The 18419-nt window shown below is 58.6% G+C and carries 14 protein-coding genes; 9 read left to right on the forward strand and 5 right to left on the reverse strand.

Annotation, left to right across the window (positions count from 1 at the left end):
* The 7 genes from DOU54_RS19200 to dnaE form a co-directional block, all read left to right on the forward strand.
* Positions 1 to 566, forward strand: a 566-nt coding sequence (locus DOU54_RS19200; RefSeq protein ID WP_286079939.1) for a biotin--[acetyl-CoA-carboxylase] ligase, incomplete at its 5' end; no start/stop codon positions are given.
* 201 nt (positions 567 to 767) lie between these two features.
* Complete coding sequence (locus tag DOU54_RS19205) at positions 768 to 2435, forward strand: ribonuclease J (protein ID WP_077987068.1); 1668 nt, start codon at positions 768 to 770, stop codon at positions 2433 to 2435.
* A gap of 276 nt (positions 2436 to 2711) precedes the next feature.
* Positions 2712 to 3017, forward strand: coding sequence for a DUF1467 family protein (locus tag DOU54_RS19210; RefSeq protein ID WP_006697998.1), 306 nt, complete (start codon positions 2712 to 2714; stop codon positions 3015 to 3017).
* A 659-nt stretch (positions 3018 to 3676) separates the two neighbouring features.
* Positions 3677 to 4999, forward strand: coding sequence for a proline--tRNA ligase (gene proS, locus DOU54_RS19220; RefSeq protein WP_113381094.1), 1323 nt, complete (start codon positions 3677 to 3679; stop codon positions 4997 to 4999).
* Between the two features lie 123 nt (positions 5000 to 5122).
* The gene (locus DOU54_RS19225; RefSeq protein WP_037089082.1) at positions 5123 to 6430 is read left to right on the forward strand and encodes a lipoprotein-releasing ABC transporter permease subunit; all 1308 of its coding nucleotides are present in this window, start codon (positions 5123 to 5125) and stop codon (positions 6428 to 6430) included.
* 15 nt (positions 6431 to 6445) lie between these two features.
* Complete coding sequence (locus DOU54_RS19230; protein WP_004441345.1) at positions 6446 to 7129, forward strand: ABC transporter ATP-binding protein; 684 nt, start codon at positions 6446 to 6448, stop codon at positions 7127 to 7129.
* 493 nt (positions 7130 to 7622) lie between these two features.
* Positions 7623 to 11123, forward strand: a complete 3501-nt coding sequence (dnaE, locus tag DOU54_RS19235) for a DNA polymerase III subunit alpha (RefSeq protein ID WP_004441347.1) — start codon at positions 7623 to 7625, stop codon at positions 11121 to 11123.
* A gap of 23 nt (positions 11124 to 11146) precedes the next feature.
* Here the strand turns inward: dnaE and DOU54_RS19240 are convergent, their stop codons facing one another.
* The 3 genes from DOU54_RS19240 to DOU54_RS19250 all read right to left on the reverse strand — a co-directional run bounded on the left by DOU54_RS19240 (position 11147) and on the right by DOU54_RS19250 (position 14213).
* Entirely contained in the window at positions 11147 to 12385 is a 1239-nt protein-coding gene (locus tag DOU54_RS19240; protein ID WP_113381054.1) for a L,D-transpeptidase family protein, read from the reverse strand.
* 166 nt (positions 12386 to 12551) lie between these two features.
* On the reverse strand, positions 12552 to 13835 hold the full coding sequence (locus DOU54_RS19245; RefSeq protein WP_004441353.1) for a DNA polymerase IV: 1284 nt from the start codon (positions 13833 to 13835) through the stop codon (positions 12552 to 12554).
* A 69-nt stretch (positions 13836 to 13904) separates the two neighbouring features.
* Positions 13905 to 14213 carry a DUF3572 domain-containing protein gene (locus DOU54_RS19250; protein WP_004441355.1) on the reverse strand — a complete coding sequence of 103 codons (309 nt, stop codon included), beginning with the start codon at positions 14211 to 14213 and terminating at the stop codon, positions 13905 to 13907.
* A gap of 131 nt (positions 14214 to 14344) precedes the next feature.
* Here DOU54_RS19250 and DOU54_RS19255 point away from each other — a divergent pair, with 131 nt between their 5' ends.
* Together DOU54_RS19255 and DOU54_RS19260 are read left to right on the forward strand one after the other, a co-directional pair.
* On the forward strand, positions 14345 to 14716 hold the full coding sequence (locus DOU54_RS19255) for a response regulator (RefSeq protein ID WP_003521498.1): 372 nt from the start codon (positions 14345 to 14347) through the stop codon (positions 14714 to 14716).
* 18 nt (positions 14717 to 14734) lie between these two features.
* On the forward strand, positions 14735 to 16105 hold the full coding sequence (locus tag DOU54_RS19260; RefSeq protein ID WP_004441356.1) for a PleD family two-component system response regulator: 1371 nt from the start codon (positions 14735 to 14737) through the stop codon (positions 16103 to 16105).
* 889 nt (positions 16106 to 16994) lie between these two features.
* Here the strand turns inward: DOU54_RS19260 and rpmG are convergent.
* Together rpmG and DOU54_RS19270 are read right to left on the reverse strand one after the other, a co-directional pair.
* Positions 16995 to 17162 carry a 50S ribosomal protein L33 gene (gene rpmG / locus DOU54_RS19265; RefSeq protein WP_003496403.1) on the reverse strand — a complete coding sequence of 56 codons (168 nt, stop codon included), beginning with the start codon at positions 17160 to 17162 and terminating at the stop codon, positions 16995 to 16997.
* An 89-nt stretch (positions 17163 to 17251) separates the two neighbouring features.
* A complete protein-coding gene (locus tag DOU54_RS19270) occupies positions 17252 to 18418 on the reverse strand; it encodes an MFS transporter (RefSeq protein ID WP_162749577.1) in 1167 nt (388 codons plus the stop codon).
* Position 18419 lies beyond the last annotated feature (1 nt).

Genomic DNA, 18419 nt, shown 5'->3' on the forward strand with positions numbered 1-18419 from the left:
ACGCTTCCCTTCTTCTGATCGATCCCGCGCCGATGGAGCGCATCGGCTCCCTGCCGCTCGCTTTTGCGCTCGCGGTCTATCGCGCCATTCGCGCGGTTTTGCCGCCGGGCGGTGAGGCGCTTGAAATCAAATGGCCAAATGACGTGCTGATTGGCCGCCGCAAGACCTGCGGCATTCTGATGGAAGCCGAGCTTTTGCCTGACGGCCGGCGCGCCATCGTCATCGGCATTGGTATCAATATCGCCCATAAACCTGATAATCCGCTTTATCCCGTTACGATGCTGTCGGAACATGGTGCGTCTTGCTCGCCCGAGGAACTGTTTGCCCATCTCTTCCGTGAAACGGCCGAGGTTCTGCGCGAATGGGATGAGGGCAGGGGCGTATCTGCCATCATCGCCAGCTGGCGGGCAGCGGCCTGCGGCATTGGCGAACATATCACCGTCAATTTCCCGGATCGTTCGATCGGCGGGCGTTTTGTCGGAATTGATGATAATGGTTATCTGCTGCTGGATGAGGACGAGGGCGCAAGACGCTCCATTGCCGCTGGCGACGTGTTTTTCGGATGAGGTGCACGGTGCGGGTAAAAAAACCGCGCCGAACCGGATCCCTAGGTTGGAGCTTTCCTGCAGCTCATGAAATGCAGGGTGACAAACCGGCTCCGCATCGGCCCGGTCGATCAGATGGTTCAACAGGTCCGATGCTGATAGCAGCGGCATGGTGCGGCGTGATGCCGTCCTGCGCGCTTTTTTGAATGGATAAGAAAAACAATGGCTCAACAGGACGAACTGGTTTTTGTGCCGCTTGGCGGCGTGGGTGAAATTGGCATGAATCTGGCGCTTTACGGCTACGGGCCGGCGAGCAAGCGCCAGTGGATCATGGTGGATTGCGGCGTGACCTTTGCCGGTCTCGATCTGCCTGGTGTCGATCTCGTGCTGCCCGATATCAGCTATATCGAGGCGCAGAAAAAGAACCTCAAGGGCATCATCATCACTCACGCGCATGAAGACCACTATGGTGCGCTGAACGATCTCTGGCCCGGCCTCAACGTGCCGGTCTATGCGTCTGCCTTCACCGCCGGCATGCTGGAGGCGAAGCGCGCTTATGAGGGCACCCGCGCGGAAATTCCGATCACACCGTTCAAGGCGGGTGACCGCATCAATGTTGGCCCCTTCGAAATCGAAGCGGTTGGCGTCAATCACTCCATCCCCGAACCGATGTCGCTGGTCATCCGCACACCGCTCGGTAATGTCATCCATACCGGTGACTGGAAAATCGATGAGGCGCCTTCACTTGGGCCGTTGACGGATGAAGCCCGCTTCCGCGCCATCGGTGAAGAGGGCGTGCTGGCGCTGATGTGCGACAGCACGAACTCCGTGCGTGATGGTGTATCGCCTTCCGAGCATGAGGTTTCGGAAGGTCTGCGCCAGATCATCGAAAATGCCGAAGGCCGCGTGGCCGTTACCACCTTCTCCTCCAATGTCGGGCGTATCCGCTCGATCGCGCAGGCGGCTGAGGCTGCCGGTCGTGAAGTGCTGCTGCTCGGCTCGTCGCTGAAGCGTGTCGTCAACGTGTCGCAGGACCTCGGCATTATGGAAGGCATCAAGCCGTTCCTCGCTGAAGATGAATTCGGTTATATTCCGCGTGATCGTGTGGTGCTGATCCTGACGGGTTCGCAGGGGGAACCGCGCGCAGCACTCGCCAAGCTTTCCCGTGATGAGATGCGTAATGTGGCGCTCGCCTCCGGCGATACGGTCGTCTTTTCGTCACGCGCCATCCCAGGCAACGAAAAGGCGATCATCGATATCAAGAACGGCCTGATCGAACAGGGCGTCCACATCGTCACCGACAATGAGGCGCTCGTTCACGTCTCCGGCCATCCGCGCCGTAACGAGCTTCTGAAGATGTATGAATGGACGAAGCCGCAGATCGTCGTGCCTGTGCACGGCGAGGCGGCGCATCTGGTGGCGCAGAAGGAACTGGCCGAACAGGCCGGCATTTCGCAGGTGCCGAAGGTGCGCAACGGCAACGTTCTGCGCCTTGCACCCGGCCCGGCGGAAGTAATCGATGACGTGCCGCATGGCCGCGTCTTCAAGGACGGCAATCTCGTCGGTGACATGGACGAGATGGGCATCAGCAATCGCCGCAAGCTCTCCTTCGCCGGCCACGTCGCCGTCAATGTCGTGCTGGACAGCCGTTACGACTTCCTCGGCGATCCCGATGTCGTGCCTTTCGGCCTGCCGGAATTCGATGATGAAGATGAGGCGATGGAGGACACGCTTTATGACGCCGTGCTCGGCGCCGTCGAGAGCATTCCGCGCGCCCGCCGCAAGGATCTGGAACTGCTGCGTGAAGCCGTGCGCCGTGCCGTACGCGCCGCCGCCAACCAGAGCTGGGGCAAGAAGCCGATCGTGACGGTTTTCGTAACCAAGGTCTGAGCCGGGAGGCAGGAGCTTTCGGGCGATAGTATCATCCGCACTCCGTCACCTCGGACTAGATCCGGGGTCCAGTGCGATCAAGTCCTTGATCGCGCAAAGACTCGACTCACGGCGCAGACGCGCCGTGGCTGGATGCCGGATCTAGTCCGGCATGACGGAGGAGAGGTCGTCCGCCTTCGTCAGCGCCCTGATGGCACCTGCTCAAAGCGCGGTTCTGGTTGTCCTCCCAAGGCTTTTTGCGCTTCTTGCCGAGAATTGATTCCGGTTCGCAGATGAATGCGTTACAAGAAGCCCATTGCGCAGGAGGATCACATGCCGCTTCTTTCGGCCTTCGCCGTTTATTTCATCGTCTGGTGGACGGTGCTTTTCATCGTGTTGCCGATTGGCCTGCGCACCCAGGATGAAGACGGAGATGTCGCACTGGGCACGGTCGCCAGCGCACCCTCCCGCTTCAAGGGCGGGCGGATAGTTTTGTGGACGACCCTGATCTCGGCTTTGATCTGTGGCCTATGGTATGGCGGAACCTGGTGGTTCGGTGTCAGCCTTGATGATCTGCCGAGAATTATTCCCGTTTTCGACTAAAGACAGCGGGGCGGTATCCGCCCCAGTCGCGTCTTGACGGGTCGGCCCGAGAACGAACCCCGGAACTGCCTAAGCATCGGGCAGTCTGCCATCAATCCGGCCAAACACTGTCATATGGATGTCATATCTATCGTGCAAACAGCAGGAGCTTGCTGATCTCAATTCATCGCGGAGCTCTGCGGAATGACGAAGCGAGCGGGGCAATTTGCCAGGGCAAAAAAAAACAAGGCCTTTCAGCCTTGTTTTCCAGTTTTCGCGTGATCTGTAACCGTTACCGGGGCTGCGAACGAGCGCGCCTAAGATCTGATCCTCCCAAGACTGACCGCGAAAATGACAAGAATTTAAACTTCCTGCCTCTTTTGTAAGCTAAAGCTAGCTCAAACCCCCAGCCTTGTCATCTCATTTTTTGCATATTTGTTACAGTCGGCAAAAAATTCCCTGTGGTGCATTTTGTCGCACCCTATCCAGAATAATATTTCGGCCAAAGCGTTTTGACGCGAATTAGCTATCGCGAAAATACAACGAAATGCCCATTAAACGCTCTTTTCATGGCGGGTTTTCATCCGCCCCGGAAACGGCTATATCCGGCGCCAATATCCCTCTATTCGGGGCGATTCCCGCAGCTTCGCGCGCTATCGTCCGCATCAATGGAAGCCGTCATGCGTCTCAGCCGTTATTTCATGCCCATCCTGAAGGAAAACCCCAAGGAAGCGGAAATCGTTTCTCACCGTCTCATGCTGCGCGCCGGCATGATCCGGCAGCAGTCGGCTGGCATTTATTCCTGGCTGCCGCTGGGCAAGCGTGTGCTGGACAAGGTCAACAAGATTATCCGCGAGGAGCAGAACCGCTCCGGCGCCATCGAGCTTCTGATGCCGACCCTGCAATCCGCGGAACTCTGGCAGGAAAGCGGCCGTTACGACGACTACGGCAAGGAGATGCTGCGCATCAAGGACCGCCAGGATCGTCAGATGCTCTACGGCCCCACCAATGAGGAGATGATCACCGACATCTTCCGTTCCTATGTGAAGTCCTACAAGAACCTGCCGCTGAACCTCTATCATATTCAGTTGAAGTTCCGCGACGAGGTGCGTCCCCGCTTCGGCACGATGCGCTCGCGCGAATTCCTGATGAAGGACGCCTATTCCTTTGACCTGACCAAGGAAGATGCGATCCATTCCTATAACAAGATGTTTGTGGCTTACCTGCGCACGTTCGAACGTCTCGGCCTTCGCGCTATTCCCATGCGTGCCGATACAGGTCCGATCGGCGGCAACCACAGCCATGAATTCATCATTCTGGCTGATACGGGCGAATCCGAAGTCTTCTGCCACAAGAGCTTCCTGGACCGCGCCATTCCCGCCGAAAACACCGATTTCGATGATGTTGCAGCGTTGCAGGGCGTGTTTGACGAATGGACAGCCGATTACGCCGCCACCTCCGAGATGCATGACGAGGCCGCCTATGACGCCATTCCCGAGGGCGAGCGCCTTTCGGCACGCGGCATCGAAGTCGGCCACATCTTCTATTTCGGCACCAAATATTCCGAACCGATGAGCGCGAAAGTGCAGGGCAAGGATGGCAAGGAACATCCTGTCCACATGGGTTCCTATGGCATCGGCCCGACACGCCTTGTTCCCGCCATCATTGAAGCATCGCATGACGAGAACGGAATCATCTGGCCGGCTTCGGTCGCTCCTTTCGACGTCGTGATCATCAACATGAAGGCTGGAGACGCGGCCTGCGATGCTGCTTGCGAAAAGCTGTATTATTCGCTCTCCAACGCCGGCAAGGATGTTCTCTACGACGATACGGACGACCGTGCAGGCCAGAAATTCGCCACCGCCGACCTCATCGGTGTGCCGCTGCAGATCATCGTCGGTCCGCGCTCCGTCGCGAATGGCGAGGTCGAGGTCAAAGAGCGCAAGACCGGCGAGCGGGAAACCGTGACGATCGAGGCGGCTATGAACAGGGTGCTCGGTTAAGCGCAAGCGGAATTGGGGCGGCTTCACCCGAAGTCCACTCTCGTTTCGTGGCGTGGATGCCGCAGAAATTTGGGCCGGTTTTCGGAAAAGACCGGCCTTGCAGTTTGAGATCAGGGAGACGACATGGCACAAGCCGAAGCTGAAAAGGGTGCGGCTGTTTCCGCCGGGGCAAAGACCGCCCGGCCGTTTTCCGCTTTTGAACGTATGGTGGCCTGGCGTTACCTGCGCTCGCGGCGCAAGGAAGCCTTCATTTCCGTCATCGCCGGTTTTTCCTTTGTCGGCATTATGCTGGGCGTAGCGACGCTCATCATCGTCATGGCCGTCATGAACGGTTTCCGCACGGAACTGATCTCCCGCATTCTTGGCATCAACGGCCACATGATCGTTAATGCGATCGACCAGCCCTTGAATAATTACGATGAACTGGCGAAGAAGTTCGCCGCCGTCCCCGGCGTTACCATGGCCTTGCCGCTGGTGGAAGGCCAGACGCTTGCCTCCGGCCGCGGTGGCGCGGGCTCCGGCGCGCTGGTGCGCGGCGTGCGCCAGGAAGACATCGACAAGGTCAAGGAAGTAGCGACCAACATCAAGACCGGCGATCTCGTTGGCTTTATGGCCGGAGACGGCGTCCTTGTCGGTTCCAGGCTCGCATCGCAACTGGGTGTAACGGCTGGTGACGATATCACCCTCATATCACCGGAAGGTGATGTGACGCCGATGGGCGTCAATCCCCGCGTGAAATCCTACAAGATTTCCGGTGTCTTTGAGATCGGCATGTCCGAATATGACGCCTCTATGATCTACATGCCGCTCTCCGAGGCGCAGCTCTATTTCAATACGGAAGGGCGTGTCGGGTCCATTGAGCTTTATGTCAGCCGCCCGGATGACGTCGATGGCATCCGCCCGCTGGTGGAGCAGGCGGCGGAACGGCAGATCTACATCGTCGACTGGCGGCAGCGGAACCAGACCTTCTTTTCCGCCCTGCAGGTGGAGCGGAACGTGATGTTCATGATCCTGACCCTCATCGTTCTTGTGGCGGCGCTCAACATCATTTCCGGCCTGATCATGCTGGTGAAGGACAAGGGCAGCGATATCGCCATTCTGCGCACCATGGGCGCAAGCTCAGGTGCCGTCATGCGCATCTTTTTCATGACCGGCGCGGCGATCGGCACGGTCGGCACCTTCGCTGGCGTGGCGCTTGGCGTCATCGTCTGCCTCAATGTCGAATCCATCCGCCAGTTCTTCTCCTGGATATCAGGAACGGTGCTGTTTGATCCGCAGCTCTATTTCCTCAGCCAGCTTCCGGCCGAAATGGATGTTGGTGAAACCATCACCGTCGTCATCATGGCCCTGACGCTCTCTTTCCTGGCAACGATCTTCCCGGCCTGGCGTGCTTCCAAGCTCGATCCGGTGCAGGCCCTGCGTTACGAATAAGGACCGCTTCGCAATATGGCAAAAAAAACAGTGCTGCGGCTTACCGGCGTCGAGAGAACCTATGGTCAGGGCGAGACGTCGCTTTCCATTCTGCGCAAGGCGGATTTCCAGCTGAAAAGCGGTGAGATGGTGGCGCTGGTCGCCCCCTCCGGTACCGGCAAATCCACCCTGTTGCATCTCGCCGGGCTTCTCGAACATCCAGACGCCGGCGAAGTCTATATCAACGACGCGCCCTGCAACGGCCTGCCGGATGAGACGCGCACGGCGATCCGCCGCAGCGACATCGGCTTCGTTTATCAGTTCCACCATCTGCTGCCCGAGTTTTCGGCAGTTGAGAACGTGATGATGCCGCAGCTCATCGCCGGCCTGTCACAGGCGGAGGCGCGTAAACGCGCGAGCGCGCTTCTGGATTACATGCGGGTGGGGCATCGTGGCGAGCACCGTCCGGCCGAGCTCTCCGGGGGTGAACAGCAGCGCGTTGCCATTGCCCGCGCCGTCGCCAATGCACCGCTCCTGCTGCTGGCGGACGAGCCGACCGGCAATCTCGATCCGGAGACCGCCTCTTATGTCTTCGACGCACTGGAGGCGCTGGTTCGCCAGTCCGGCCTCGCAGCGCTGATCGCGACACATAACCACGAGCTCGCCGGCCGGATGGATCGCCGCGTAACGCTCGCCGAGGGCAAGATCGTCGATTTTTGACCTGACCGAGCCTGTCCCGCCATCCACCGACCCCGAACGGCGAGCGAGGCGAGGGATCGGATGCGCCCTCGACGGTGGCTAGCCGCTTGGCTGCCGCGAGCAGGGATTTTTCCAAGTTTCATTTTTTGAACCCGGAGGATTTTTCTTCCGGGTTTTTCGCTTTGGAGTCAGCGGCTTGCGGTCTTCGAAGCGGGAACCGAAAGCGATTCTGCCACGTTGGCAAGGAGAACATCAGCAGAACCCTGTTGACAATCGAACGAAATGAGAACAAAGTTGGAACATAACGAGTAAGGAGAGACCAATGACTGATTTCATCCGTGACGTTGCCGCTTTCACCTCCATTGCTGTCTTCGTTGCCAGCTTTTCGGTAATCCTCACCGCGCTGTGAAGAAGATACCGGCGCAGAAGCCTGTATGGACGTCGCAAAGCGGTGGACATCAAGCGCCGGAAATCGGAAAATCGCCCCCGTGATTCAGAATGACAGGATGATGATATGGGCGATACGGTTGTGCGGGCAGAAACCTCTGACGAAAACCTGAACACCCCGGGTTTCGTTCATCTTCGGGTTCATTCCGCTTACTCCCTGCTTGAAGGGGCTCTGCCCCTCAAGAAAATCATGTCCAAGGCCGTTTCAGACGGCCAGCCGGCCATTGCCATTACAGATACCAACAACCTCTTCGTCGCGCTGGAGTTTTCCGAAAAGGCGCGGGATGAGGGTTTGCAGCCCATCATCGGCTGCCAGCTGTCGATCGACATGCAGGATGCGGCGGAGGATCGCCGCAACCACAACAGCCACCTTCAGAAACTTCCCGCTATCGTTCTTCTCGCCGCCGATGCCGAAGGGTATGAGCGGCTGGTGGATCTTGTGAGCCGTGCCTATCTTGAGGGCGAGGGCAGTGGCCATTCCGTGCACATTACCCGCGCATGGCTGGAAGAGGACTCAAATGCGGGCCTGATCGCGCTGACCGGCGCTTCCGGCGGCCCGGTGGATATGGCCTTGAGGGAAGGTCATGCCGCCCAGGCGAAGGAACGGCTGCTGACACTGAAGTCACTCTTCGGTGACCGGCTTTATATCGAATTGCAGCGTCAGTCCGGGTATGACCGTTCGCATGAGCGGCGTATGATCGGCCTCGCTTATGACCATGATATTCCGCTGGTTGCCACAAACGAGGCGTTCTTCCCGTCAAAGGCCGACTACGAAGCGCATGACGCGTTGATGGCGGTGGCGCATAATGCCATTGTTTCGGACGACAGCCGCTTTCGCCTGACTCCCGACCATTACCTCAAAAGTCGGGAGGAAATGACGGCGTTGTTTGCAGACCTGCCGGAGGCGCTGGATAATACCGTCGAGATTGCGTTGCGCTGCTCTTATGTGCTGAAGAAGCGCGGGCCTATCCTGCCACGTTTCACCGGTGCCAGCGACGATCCTGAGGCGGCGGAACGCGCCGAAGCGGAAGAGCTTCGACGTCAGGCGGTGGAGGGGCTGGATCAGCGCCTTGCCGCGCTCGGTATGGCGCCCGGTTATACGGAACAGGATTATCGCGAGCGGCTCGATTTCGAACTCGGCGTCATCTCGCGCATGAAGTTCCCCGGTTATTTCCTGATCGTTGCCGACTTCATCAAATGGGCCAAGCAGCACGATATCCCGGTCGGACCGGGCCGTGGTTCGGGCGCGGGTTCGCTCGTCGCTTACGCGCTGACGATTACCGATGTCGATCCGCTGCGTTTCTCACTGCTGTTCGAACGCTTCCTTAATCCTGAACGCGTGTCGATGCCCGACTTCGACATCGATTTCTGCCAGGATCGTCGTGAAGAAGTGATCCGCTACGTTCAGGCCAAATACGGCCGCGAGCAGGTTGCGCAGATCATCACCTTCGGTTCGCTCCAGGCGCGCGCGGCCCTGCGCGACGTCGGCCGCGTGCTGGAAATGCCCTACGGGCAGGTGGACAAGATCTGCAAGCTGGTGCCCAACAACCCGGCCAACCCGACGCCGCTTTCGAAGGCGATCGAGGAGGAGCCGCGCCTGCAGGAAGAAGCGGACAGGGAGCCTGTTGTCGCCCGCCTGCTGGATATCGCCCAGAAGATCGAGGGGCTTTATCGCCACGCCTCAACCCATGCTGCCGGTATCGTCATCGGCGACCGCCCGCTGTCGAAGCTGGTGCCGATGTATCGCGATCCGCGGTCCGATATGCCGGTCACCCAGTTCAATATGAAGTGGGTTGAAAGCGCCGGCCTCGTCAAATTCGACTTTCTTGGCCTGAAAACGCTGACGGTGCTGAAGGTGGCCGTCGATTTTGTCGCCAAGCGCGGCATCAAGGTGGATCTCGCCGCCATCCCGCTCGATGACGCCAAGACGTATGAAATGCTGTCGCGCGGTGAGACCATCGGCGTGTTCCAGGTGGAAAGTGCCGGCATGCGCAAGGCGCTGATCGGCATGCGGCCGGACTGCATCGAGGATATCATTGCTCTGGTGGCACTATATCGTCCCGGCCCGATGGAAAACATCCCCGTTTATAACGCCCGCAAACATGGCGAAGAAGAGCTGGAGTCGATCCACCCGACCATCGACCATCTGCTGAAGGAAACACAGGGCGTTATCGTTTATCAGGAACAGGTGATGCAGATCGCCCAGGTTCTGTCGGGTTATTCGCTTGGCGAAGCCGATCTTCTGCGCCGCGCCATGGGTAAGAAGATCAAGGAGGAAATGGACAAGCAGCGCGAGCGCTTCGTTGATGGCGCCATCAAGAACGGTGTCTCGAAACCGCAGGCCGACACCATCTTCGATCTCCTGGCAAAATTCGCCAATTACGGCTTCAACAAGAGCCATGCCGCGGCCTACGCGATTGTCTCCTACCAGACGGCCTATATGAAGGCGCATTATCCGGTGGAGTTCCTGGCGGCCTCCATGACACTTGATATGGCCAATACGGAAAAGCTCAACGATTTCCGTCAGGACGCCGGTCGTCTCGGCATTGAAATCGTCGCGCCGTCCGTCCAGACCTCGTTCCGCCAGTTCGAAACGGGCGAGAACCGCATTTATTATTCGTTGGCTGCCATCAAGGGTGTTGGCGAAGGAGCGGTCGAACATATCGTCGCGATCCGGGGCGACAAGCCGTTCACGAGCCTCGAGGATTTCTGCCTGCGCATCGACCCCAAACAGATCAACCGGCGTGTGCTCGAAAGTCTCATCAATGCCGGTGCTTTCGATTGTTTCGGCCGCGACCGCGCAGAGCTGATCGGCGGGCTGGACCGCATCATCGGTTATGCCCAGATGGCGCAGAACAACCGCACCATCGGCCAGTCGGACATGTTCGGCTCGGGCGGCGGCAATGGCCCGGAAAAGCTGGTGCTTCCTGCCTTCCAGCCCTGGCTTGCCTCGGAAAAGCTGCTGCGCGAATATCAGGTTCTCGGTTTCTACCTCACGGCCCACCCGCTGGATACCTATCGCCCCGTACTGGAAAAATTGCGCGTGCAGAATTTCGCCGATTTTTCCGCTGCTGTGAAACAGGGGGCGACTGCCGGGCGTCTTGCCGGCACGGTTACCGGCAAACAGGAGCGAAAGACGCGCACCGGCAACAAGATGGGTATCGTCACCTTCTCGGATGCTTCAGGGCAATATGAGGCGGTATTGTTTTCCGAAGGTCTCGGCCAGTACCGCGACCTGCTTGAGGTCGGCAAGTCGTTGGTGATCACGGTGCAGGCGGAAGAGCGCCCTGAAGGTATCGGTCTGCGCATCCAGACGGCGCAGTCGCTGGAAGAAAAATCCGTGCAGATGCAGAAGGCACTGCGTGTTTATGTGCGTGATTCCGGCCCGCTGAAAACGGTTGCCCGCCACCTCAACACCAGGGGTGACGGCTCGGTCTATTTCATCGTTATCAAGGATGAGGGTAGCCGCGAGATCGAGGTCGAACTGACGGAGAAATACCGTATCTCGCCTGAAATAGCCGCTGCTCTTCGGTCGGCCCCCGGTGTCGTTGATGTGGAACTGGTGTGAGGCGCAGCGCCTTCGCGCCTCGCTCAGACCGGCCCTTCCTTCGTCACGGTGATGAAGTCCGTTCCCGTTCCTGTCTCCATCTGGTGACTGAGGTCGGAAACGGTGATGGAGCTTCCGCTTGAGAGTTCCTGCTCAATCCGGGCGCGTATGTCCTGCGGAATGTCGAGACGGCTGAGCACGGCACTCAACTGGTCGAAACTGCCGGGCGCTTCGGTAACGGTGATGCCGAGCCGCTTGCGGGCAGCGGCTGGCAGATGATTGTCGAGCGTTACGCCGTTCCATTCGGCGGTTCCGGCAGCGCGATCCACGGACACCGCCTCAAAAAAATGGGTTCCGAGCGCGACTTCCGGGTCCTTGATGTCGATGGCGGCCTCAAAAAGCGGCTTGAAGTCCTGCCGCACCATGATCTGCCCGGTTGGTGGGTGGTCCTCACCGGCGGAGGCATAAAGCGCCGCCACGAAAGCGTCGGTCAGAAGGGGCCCTGACGTTTTCAACCCCTTCCACCGCTTGAAACCGTTGATGGCGCTGATCGTCATCTCCCCGGCATAACCGTCGGCCGAACCGGCATCGAAGCCGAGACGGGTGAGCACGGTCTGAATATCCATTACCCTTTCCCGCTCGCCACGTCTTGTGATGAGAATGCGCAGCGGTGAAGGCTCTCTCGCCTTCGCCGTCGATTTGATGGCCTGGGTTTTTTCATTGACGGCGACCTCGACCGCGCCCAGAGCCGCATCGAAGCTCGCGGGCCGCAACTCTACATCCGACAGAAGCAGCTTGCCGTCATCTGCGTCGTCACGCGGTGAAAACAGCGCCGGATGTTGCACAAAGCGCAGCGAGACCGGGCGGTCGGTGATGATGACATGCACCCCTGTACGCGTATCACCGAAGAGTGACTTTGCGAATTTGGAAGGCAGGCGCACACAGCCGTGGGAAGCCGGATAGTTCGGCACCTTGCCCTCGTGCAGCGCAATGCCGGACCAGGTCAGTCGCTGCATGAACGGCATGGGGGCGGCCGAATAGATATTCGACTCGTGGTATTTCCGCTTCTCTAGAATGGAGAATATGCCGCTCGGTGTCTCATGCCCGGCCTTGCCGGTCGAGACTTTGGAGGTGGCGATGATTTCACCATTCTCATAAAGCGCGAGCGACTGGTCGCTTTTCGATACAAGTATCTGGAGGGACCTGCTGTCAGCGGCGAGCGCCGGAAAGGCGAGAATGCTGGCCGACAGCATGCCGGCCATAAGACGGAGGCGAAGGGACATGACGCAATACACCACATGCACAAAACTTCCCTCACTCAACCACGCTAAGTTTAATGAAGTTTAAGGGCGGCGCTGCCGCGCTATCACTAATTTGTGTAAAATCTAAAATAAATAGTTCGGGAGATCGATGCGCCGATATGTCGGCCGAAGGGCTTAACGGGTTCGGTTATTTCCGCGAGCCAAACGTATAGCCGGTCTCGACGCTGCCCTTGCCGAACTTGTCGCGCAGCTTGTCCATTGCCGCTTCCGCCGCGGCCCGGCGCCCCGCCTGTCTGTCGACGAGATCGGGAGGATCGGCAAGGCCGGCATCGCGCAGATCGCTGACACCGATGCCGAGGAGGCGAAATCTCGTGCCGTCGGTTTCCTTTTCGAGCAATGAGAGGCCGGTGCGGAAAATTCGGTCGGCTAGCTGCGTGGGGTCGTCCAGCTTGCGATTGCGGGTGCGAATCCTGAAGTCAGCCGTCTTCATTTTCAAGACAACCGTATGGCCGGCAATGCCATTTTTCTTGAGCCTCCAGGCGACTTTTTCCGAGAGCGACCGCAGGATCGGCACAAGGTCCTCATGGCGGGAAATATCGTTGAAGAAGGTGGTTTCAGAAGAGACGCTTTTGGCAGGGTCGTTATTGTGCACATGCCGCTCGTCAATGCCGCGCGACAGCCGGAAGAGCCGCTGGCCCATCACGCCATAACGGCGCATCAGCTCGCTTTCCTGCATCTCCTGCAGCTGTGCGATCATGCGGATGCCGTCGGCCTCCAGCGTCGCCGCGAAGGCCTTGCCCACGCCCCAGATGGTCGTGACCGGCCGCGCCGCAAGAAACGACAGCGCTTCCGCTTCGCCAATCACGGAAAAGCCGCGGGGCTTTTGCAGGTCGGACGCGACCTTGGCGAGAAATTTACAGTAGGAAAGCCCGGCTGAAACCGTCACCCCCACTTCCTTTTCCACGCGCCGGACAAATTTCGCCAGCACGCGCGCCGGTGGATCGTGATGCAGCTTCTCGGTGCCTGAAAGATCGAGAAACGCCTCGTCTATGGAAAGCGGCTGCACCAGCGGCGTCAACTCCTGCATCATCGCCCTGATTTCGCGCCCGACACGACTGTATTTCTCCATGTCAGGTTTGATGACCACGGCGTCGGGACAGGCTTCCAGCGCCTTGAACATGGGCATGGCGGAGCGCACGCCCTGAATACGGGCAATATAACAGGCAGTGGAAACCACCCCGCGCTTGCCGCCGCCAATGATGACAGGTTTATCGGCCAGTTCCGGATTATCCCGCTTTTCAACGGAGGCATAAAAGGCATCGCAATCGATATGGGCGATGCTCAGACCGTAGAGTTCGGCGTGATAGACAAGCCGCGGGCTTCCGCAGGCACGGCAACGTCTCAGCCCCTCTGGCTGGCCGACGAGACAGTCGCGGCAAAAACCGGGATCATAAGGATGCGACGTGGACATGGGCCGAAAACAAAACCAGAACGTCGCCGACCATACTCCGGTTGTAACAACGGCTCAAGGGCTCTTCCCTTAATACACACCCGAATCCAGCCCGGGTCCGGAAAAGTGGTGCCAGGCCGCAGCCACCGTTTCGGGCGACGTGTCAGTCGCGGCGCAGAACGCCATGAGATCGGGTTCGTGGCTCATCAGGAAATCGGTGAGTCCCGCCAGAAAACCTGGATCGCTGACGGCCTGGCGCAGCATATTGGCCTGTAATCCGCTCAACGCCAGAAAGCGTCCCAGCATTTCCGGCTCGTTTGCCAGCCAGCCAAGTATGGCGGCCGCCGTTTCTTGCGGATCCTGGCTGGCATTGCCTTTGTTTTTTGTATCGCGCAGCATTTCTCACCTGAAGTTACCTATTTTGAAACCAAATCCCTCTAGCCTTGCGCAACAAATGGACGATGGAATCGGTTCTCAGCCAACTTATATGTCTGGGTGAAGGTTTCAAAGCGAAACGGGGACTGCTCACCATGCCCAAGCAGGTCATGATAGTCGAAGACAACGAGCTGAACATGAAGCTCTTTCGCGACCTGATCGAGGCGTCTGGCTATACGACGATCCAGACACGCAACGGCATGGAAGCGCTCGATCTCGCCCGCAAGCACCGGCCGGATCTCATCCTCATGGATATCCAGCTGCCGGAGGTTTCGGGGCTGGAGGTGACGAAGTGGCTGAAGGAAGATGACGAGTTGCATGTCATTCCGGTCATCGCGGTCACCGCTTTCGCCATGAAGGGAGACGAGGAGCGCATTCGCCAGGGGGGATGCGAGGCCTATGTGTCGAAGCCGATTTCCGTCCCGAAGTTCATTGAAGTCATCAAGACTTATCTGGGCGATGCGTGAGGCGACTGGGGAACGGTTATGACGGCGAGAGTTCTGGTTGTTGACGATATTCCGGCCAATGTGAAGCTTCTCGAGGCCCGGCTGGTGGCGGAGTATTTCGATGTCGTTACCGCCGAGGATGGCTTCAAGGCGCTTGCCATCTGCGATAAAGAGCAGGTCGATATCATCCTCCTCGATATCATGATGCCGGGGATGGATGGTTTCGAAGTCTGCGAAAGGCTGAAAGCCAATCCGGATACGGCGCATATCCCCGTTGTGATGGTCACGGCGCTGGATCAGCCCTCGGATCGCGTGCGGGGTCTGAAGGCTGGAGCCGATGATTTCCTGACCAAGCCGGTCAATGACCTGCAGTTGATCGCCCGCGTCAAAAGCCTGGTGCGCCTGAAGGCCGTTAGCGACGAATTGCGCGTGCGCGCTGAAGCTGCCCGTCAGATTGGCATCGAAGAGATGCTGCGCAGCGATGGGCTGATGCAGACGCCGGGCCGGATTCTGGTTGCGGATGGCCGCGCCAGCTCGCAGGAGCGCATCGTTCGGGCGCTGAAGCCGGTGGCAGAGGTGGATGCCGTCACGGAGCCGCAGGCGGCCCTGCTCAAGGCGACAGGCAATCCCTTCGAGCTTGTCATCGTCAATTCGAATTTCGAAGATTACGATCCGCTGAGACTGTGCTCGCAGCTTCGCTCGCTGGAGCGGACCCGTTTCCTTCCGTTGCTCCTCGTGGCGGAGCAGGGGGCCGACGACATGGTGGCGCGCGCGCTGGATCTCGGCGTCAACGATTACATCCTTCGTCCGATCGATCCCAACGAACTCGTTGCGCGATCGCTGACGCAGATCAGGCGCAAACGCTACAATGAACATCTGCGGCTCAATCTCCAGCACACCATGGAGCTCGCCATTGTTGACGGCCTGACCGGCCTCAACAATCGTCGTTATCTCGACAATCATCTCAAGATACTCTTCGACCGCGCCGCTGTCCGCGGCCGCCCGATCTCCATCTGCATGACCGATATAGACCGCTTCAAGCTGGTCAATGATACCTATGGTCATGATGTGGGTGACGAAGTCCTGCGGGAATTTGCGGCACGCATCCGCAGCACGGTCCGCGGCGCCGATCTCGCCTGCCGCTACGGCGGCGAGGAATTTGTCGTCGTCATGCCGGACACGCCGATAGAGCTTGCTGCGAGCGTTGCCGAACGCCTGCGGACGATCGTGGAAGACAAGCCTTTCTACGTCCGTTCCATCGATCGTGAACTGAGCATCACGGCATCGCTCGGCATAGCATCCGGCAGCGGCGCCTTTGGAACGCCGGACGAACTGCTGAGGCAGGCTGACAGGGCGCTTTACGAGGCTAAACACGCCGGCCGAAACCGCGTCGTATCGGCGGCCGCCTGAACGGCTTTACGAAGTAGCGGTGCGGGAGAATTGCACCGCCGTCCAAAATAATTTCGGATGTCTCAAGAAAACGACAAAGGAAAGTCCGGTCTTTAGGAGCCAAGTCCCTGACTTCGCCTGTATTTTAACTTCATGCAATGAAAAGGCGAAATCGCGCGAGGCAACTAGATTTCAAGTTGAAAAATATATTGAATTCAATCTCGTGAAAAACTATAGTGTGCCAGCGTTGTATATTTAACCATGTTTTTCAGGTGACTTGTCGCTGGCTTAAGAATTTGTTGATTTTTATTTTACTTCTGCGCACACTCCTTATTGAGAGTAACAGTTCTTCCGGCGGTTCTTCCGTCTTTTGATGATGGAATGAGAGCGGCGTGTGCCGCTGCGGTTTCGCTTGTCAGGGGCTGGTTTTGCGTAGTTTGAATGCCCCATGATGCTCAGGTCCGCCGCATCTCCTGAATCGTGGGGTCGGTCGGCTGACGATGTTCGATTCGGTTCCTCGTGCCGTAACGCATCGTTGGCCGGCCGCCTTATTCCCTGCTTGATGCGTTGGAGCATCACTCGCTTTGAAAAGATCGGCGGCATTCCCAACGCCGTGAAGTCGACACGCCGTCGCTTTCTCTTACAGTCACGTTCCGCATCGTAGGGGTAGCCGTCGGCGTTTTCCGTTGCCCCGCCGGGCAATCGGACGGCCTGTGGCCGCTGACGGGGGGCAGTGGTATCAAACCTGCAACATATGTTGTCGCCGGCGCGGCGGAGAGAATCAGGTGGGGCAGCCGGCCAGGCGTGAAGCCGTGTCGACAGGGCATTCTGCTGAGCGAATGACCTGTATCCGCATAAACAAAAAACGCGCCCGTGGGGGCGCGCTTTTGCCGGAACACCGATCAAGAAATTACTTGATCTTGGTTTCCTTGAATTCGACGTGCTTGCGTACAACCGGGTCGTACTTCGTCTTCGTCATCTTGTCCGTGAACGTACGGCTGTTCTTGGTGGTGACGTAGAAGGTACCGGTGTCGGCTGTCGACAGCAGCTTGATCTTGATTGTTGTAGCTTTCGCCATGGTCGTCCTGCCTTTAAACAAAAGAGAAGCCGCAGGCGCTTCTCACCTCGGCTAAATCTGGCGCGAAACTACGTATCGCGCCTGAAAAGTCAAGCCTGTTTTGCCCGGAAAACAAAACGGACGGCATAAAGGATCACGTAGAGCCCGAAAAATACCGCCAGCGACCAGGCGAAGCCGTCGGTTCCGGCGACGTCCATGGAAATGCCCACGGCCTGCGGCCCCGCGATCGTACCAATGGCGTAACAGAAGATGAAGGCGGCATTTGCGGCCACCAGGTCGGCACCCTTCAGACGCGACCCGAGATGGGTAAGGCCGACCGTATACATGCCGGAAACGAGGCCGCCCCAGAACAGCAGCAGTGCCGCCACCAGGATCCAGCTTTCCACCAGGAACGGCAGGGCCAGCGTGCCGCAGACGCCGGCAAGGGCCATCAGGCCCAGCATCGTCCGCCGGTCTTTCATCCTGTCAGAAAGCAGGCCGATCGGTATCTGGAAGACCATGTTGCCAATGCCCATCACGGTAAGGAGAAGGGCCGCCTGCGATTCGTTGAAGCCTTCTCTGGTGGCATAGATCGGAAACAGCGAAAGGCCGCCTGCCTGTACCGAGCCGAAGACGAAAGCGGCGGCTGATGCCATCGGCACCAGCCAGACATAACGGACGAAATGGTGGTTGGGCCGCTCGTCCAGTTCCGGGCTCTCACCACGCGCCATGAAGATGGGAATTGCCGCAAGCAATATGATTGCCGCCCCGACGAGGAAAGGCAGGATGCCTTCGCTGCCAACCGCCGAAAACAGAAGCGGACCAACGGCAAAACCGACCGCAAGGCCGGTGGCGTAGATGCCGAGAACCATACCGCGCTTCTTCGGCGGCGCCGTCATGTTGATCCAGTATTCGGAGAGGATGAAGAGCGTGGTGGTTGCGCCATGGAAGACGATTCGCAGCGGAAACCACATCCAGAAAGCATCGGCGAAATAAAAGCCGAGCGCGCTCAGCGCGGAGATGAAAACCGCAAACAACATGGTGCGGGCCACGCCAAAATCATGGGCGATCTTGGTGGTCACCGGGGCCGCCATCATGGCCGCGACGCCGGCCATGGCCGAGTTCACCCCGATCATGGTGGAGGAGATGCCGCGTTTCTCAAGGATGATCGACAGGAGCGGCAGGCCAAGGCCGATGGCGACGCCGACCGCACTGATGGCGGAAATGGCGGCGATCAGTGAGGGCCAGTGAATGGCATCCGCTTCTTCGCATTTCATT

The sequence above is a fragment of the Agrobacterium sp. MS2 genome, from assembly GCF_003261015.1.
Taxonomy (GTDB): domain Bacteria; phylum Pseudomonadota; class Alphaproteobacteria; order Rhizobiales; family Rhizobiaceae; genus Agrobacterium; species Agrobacterium pusense.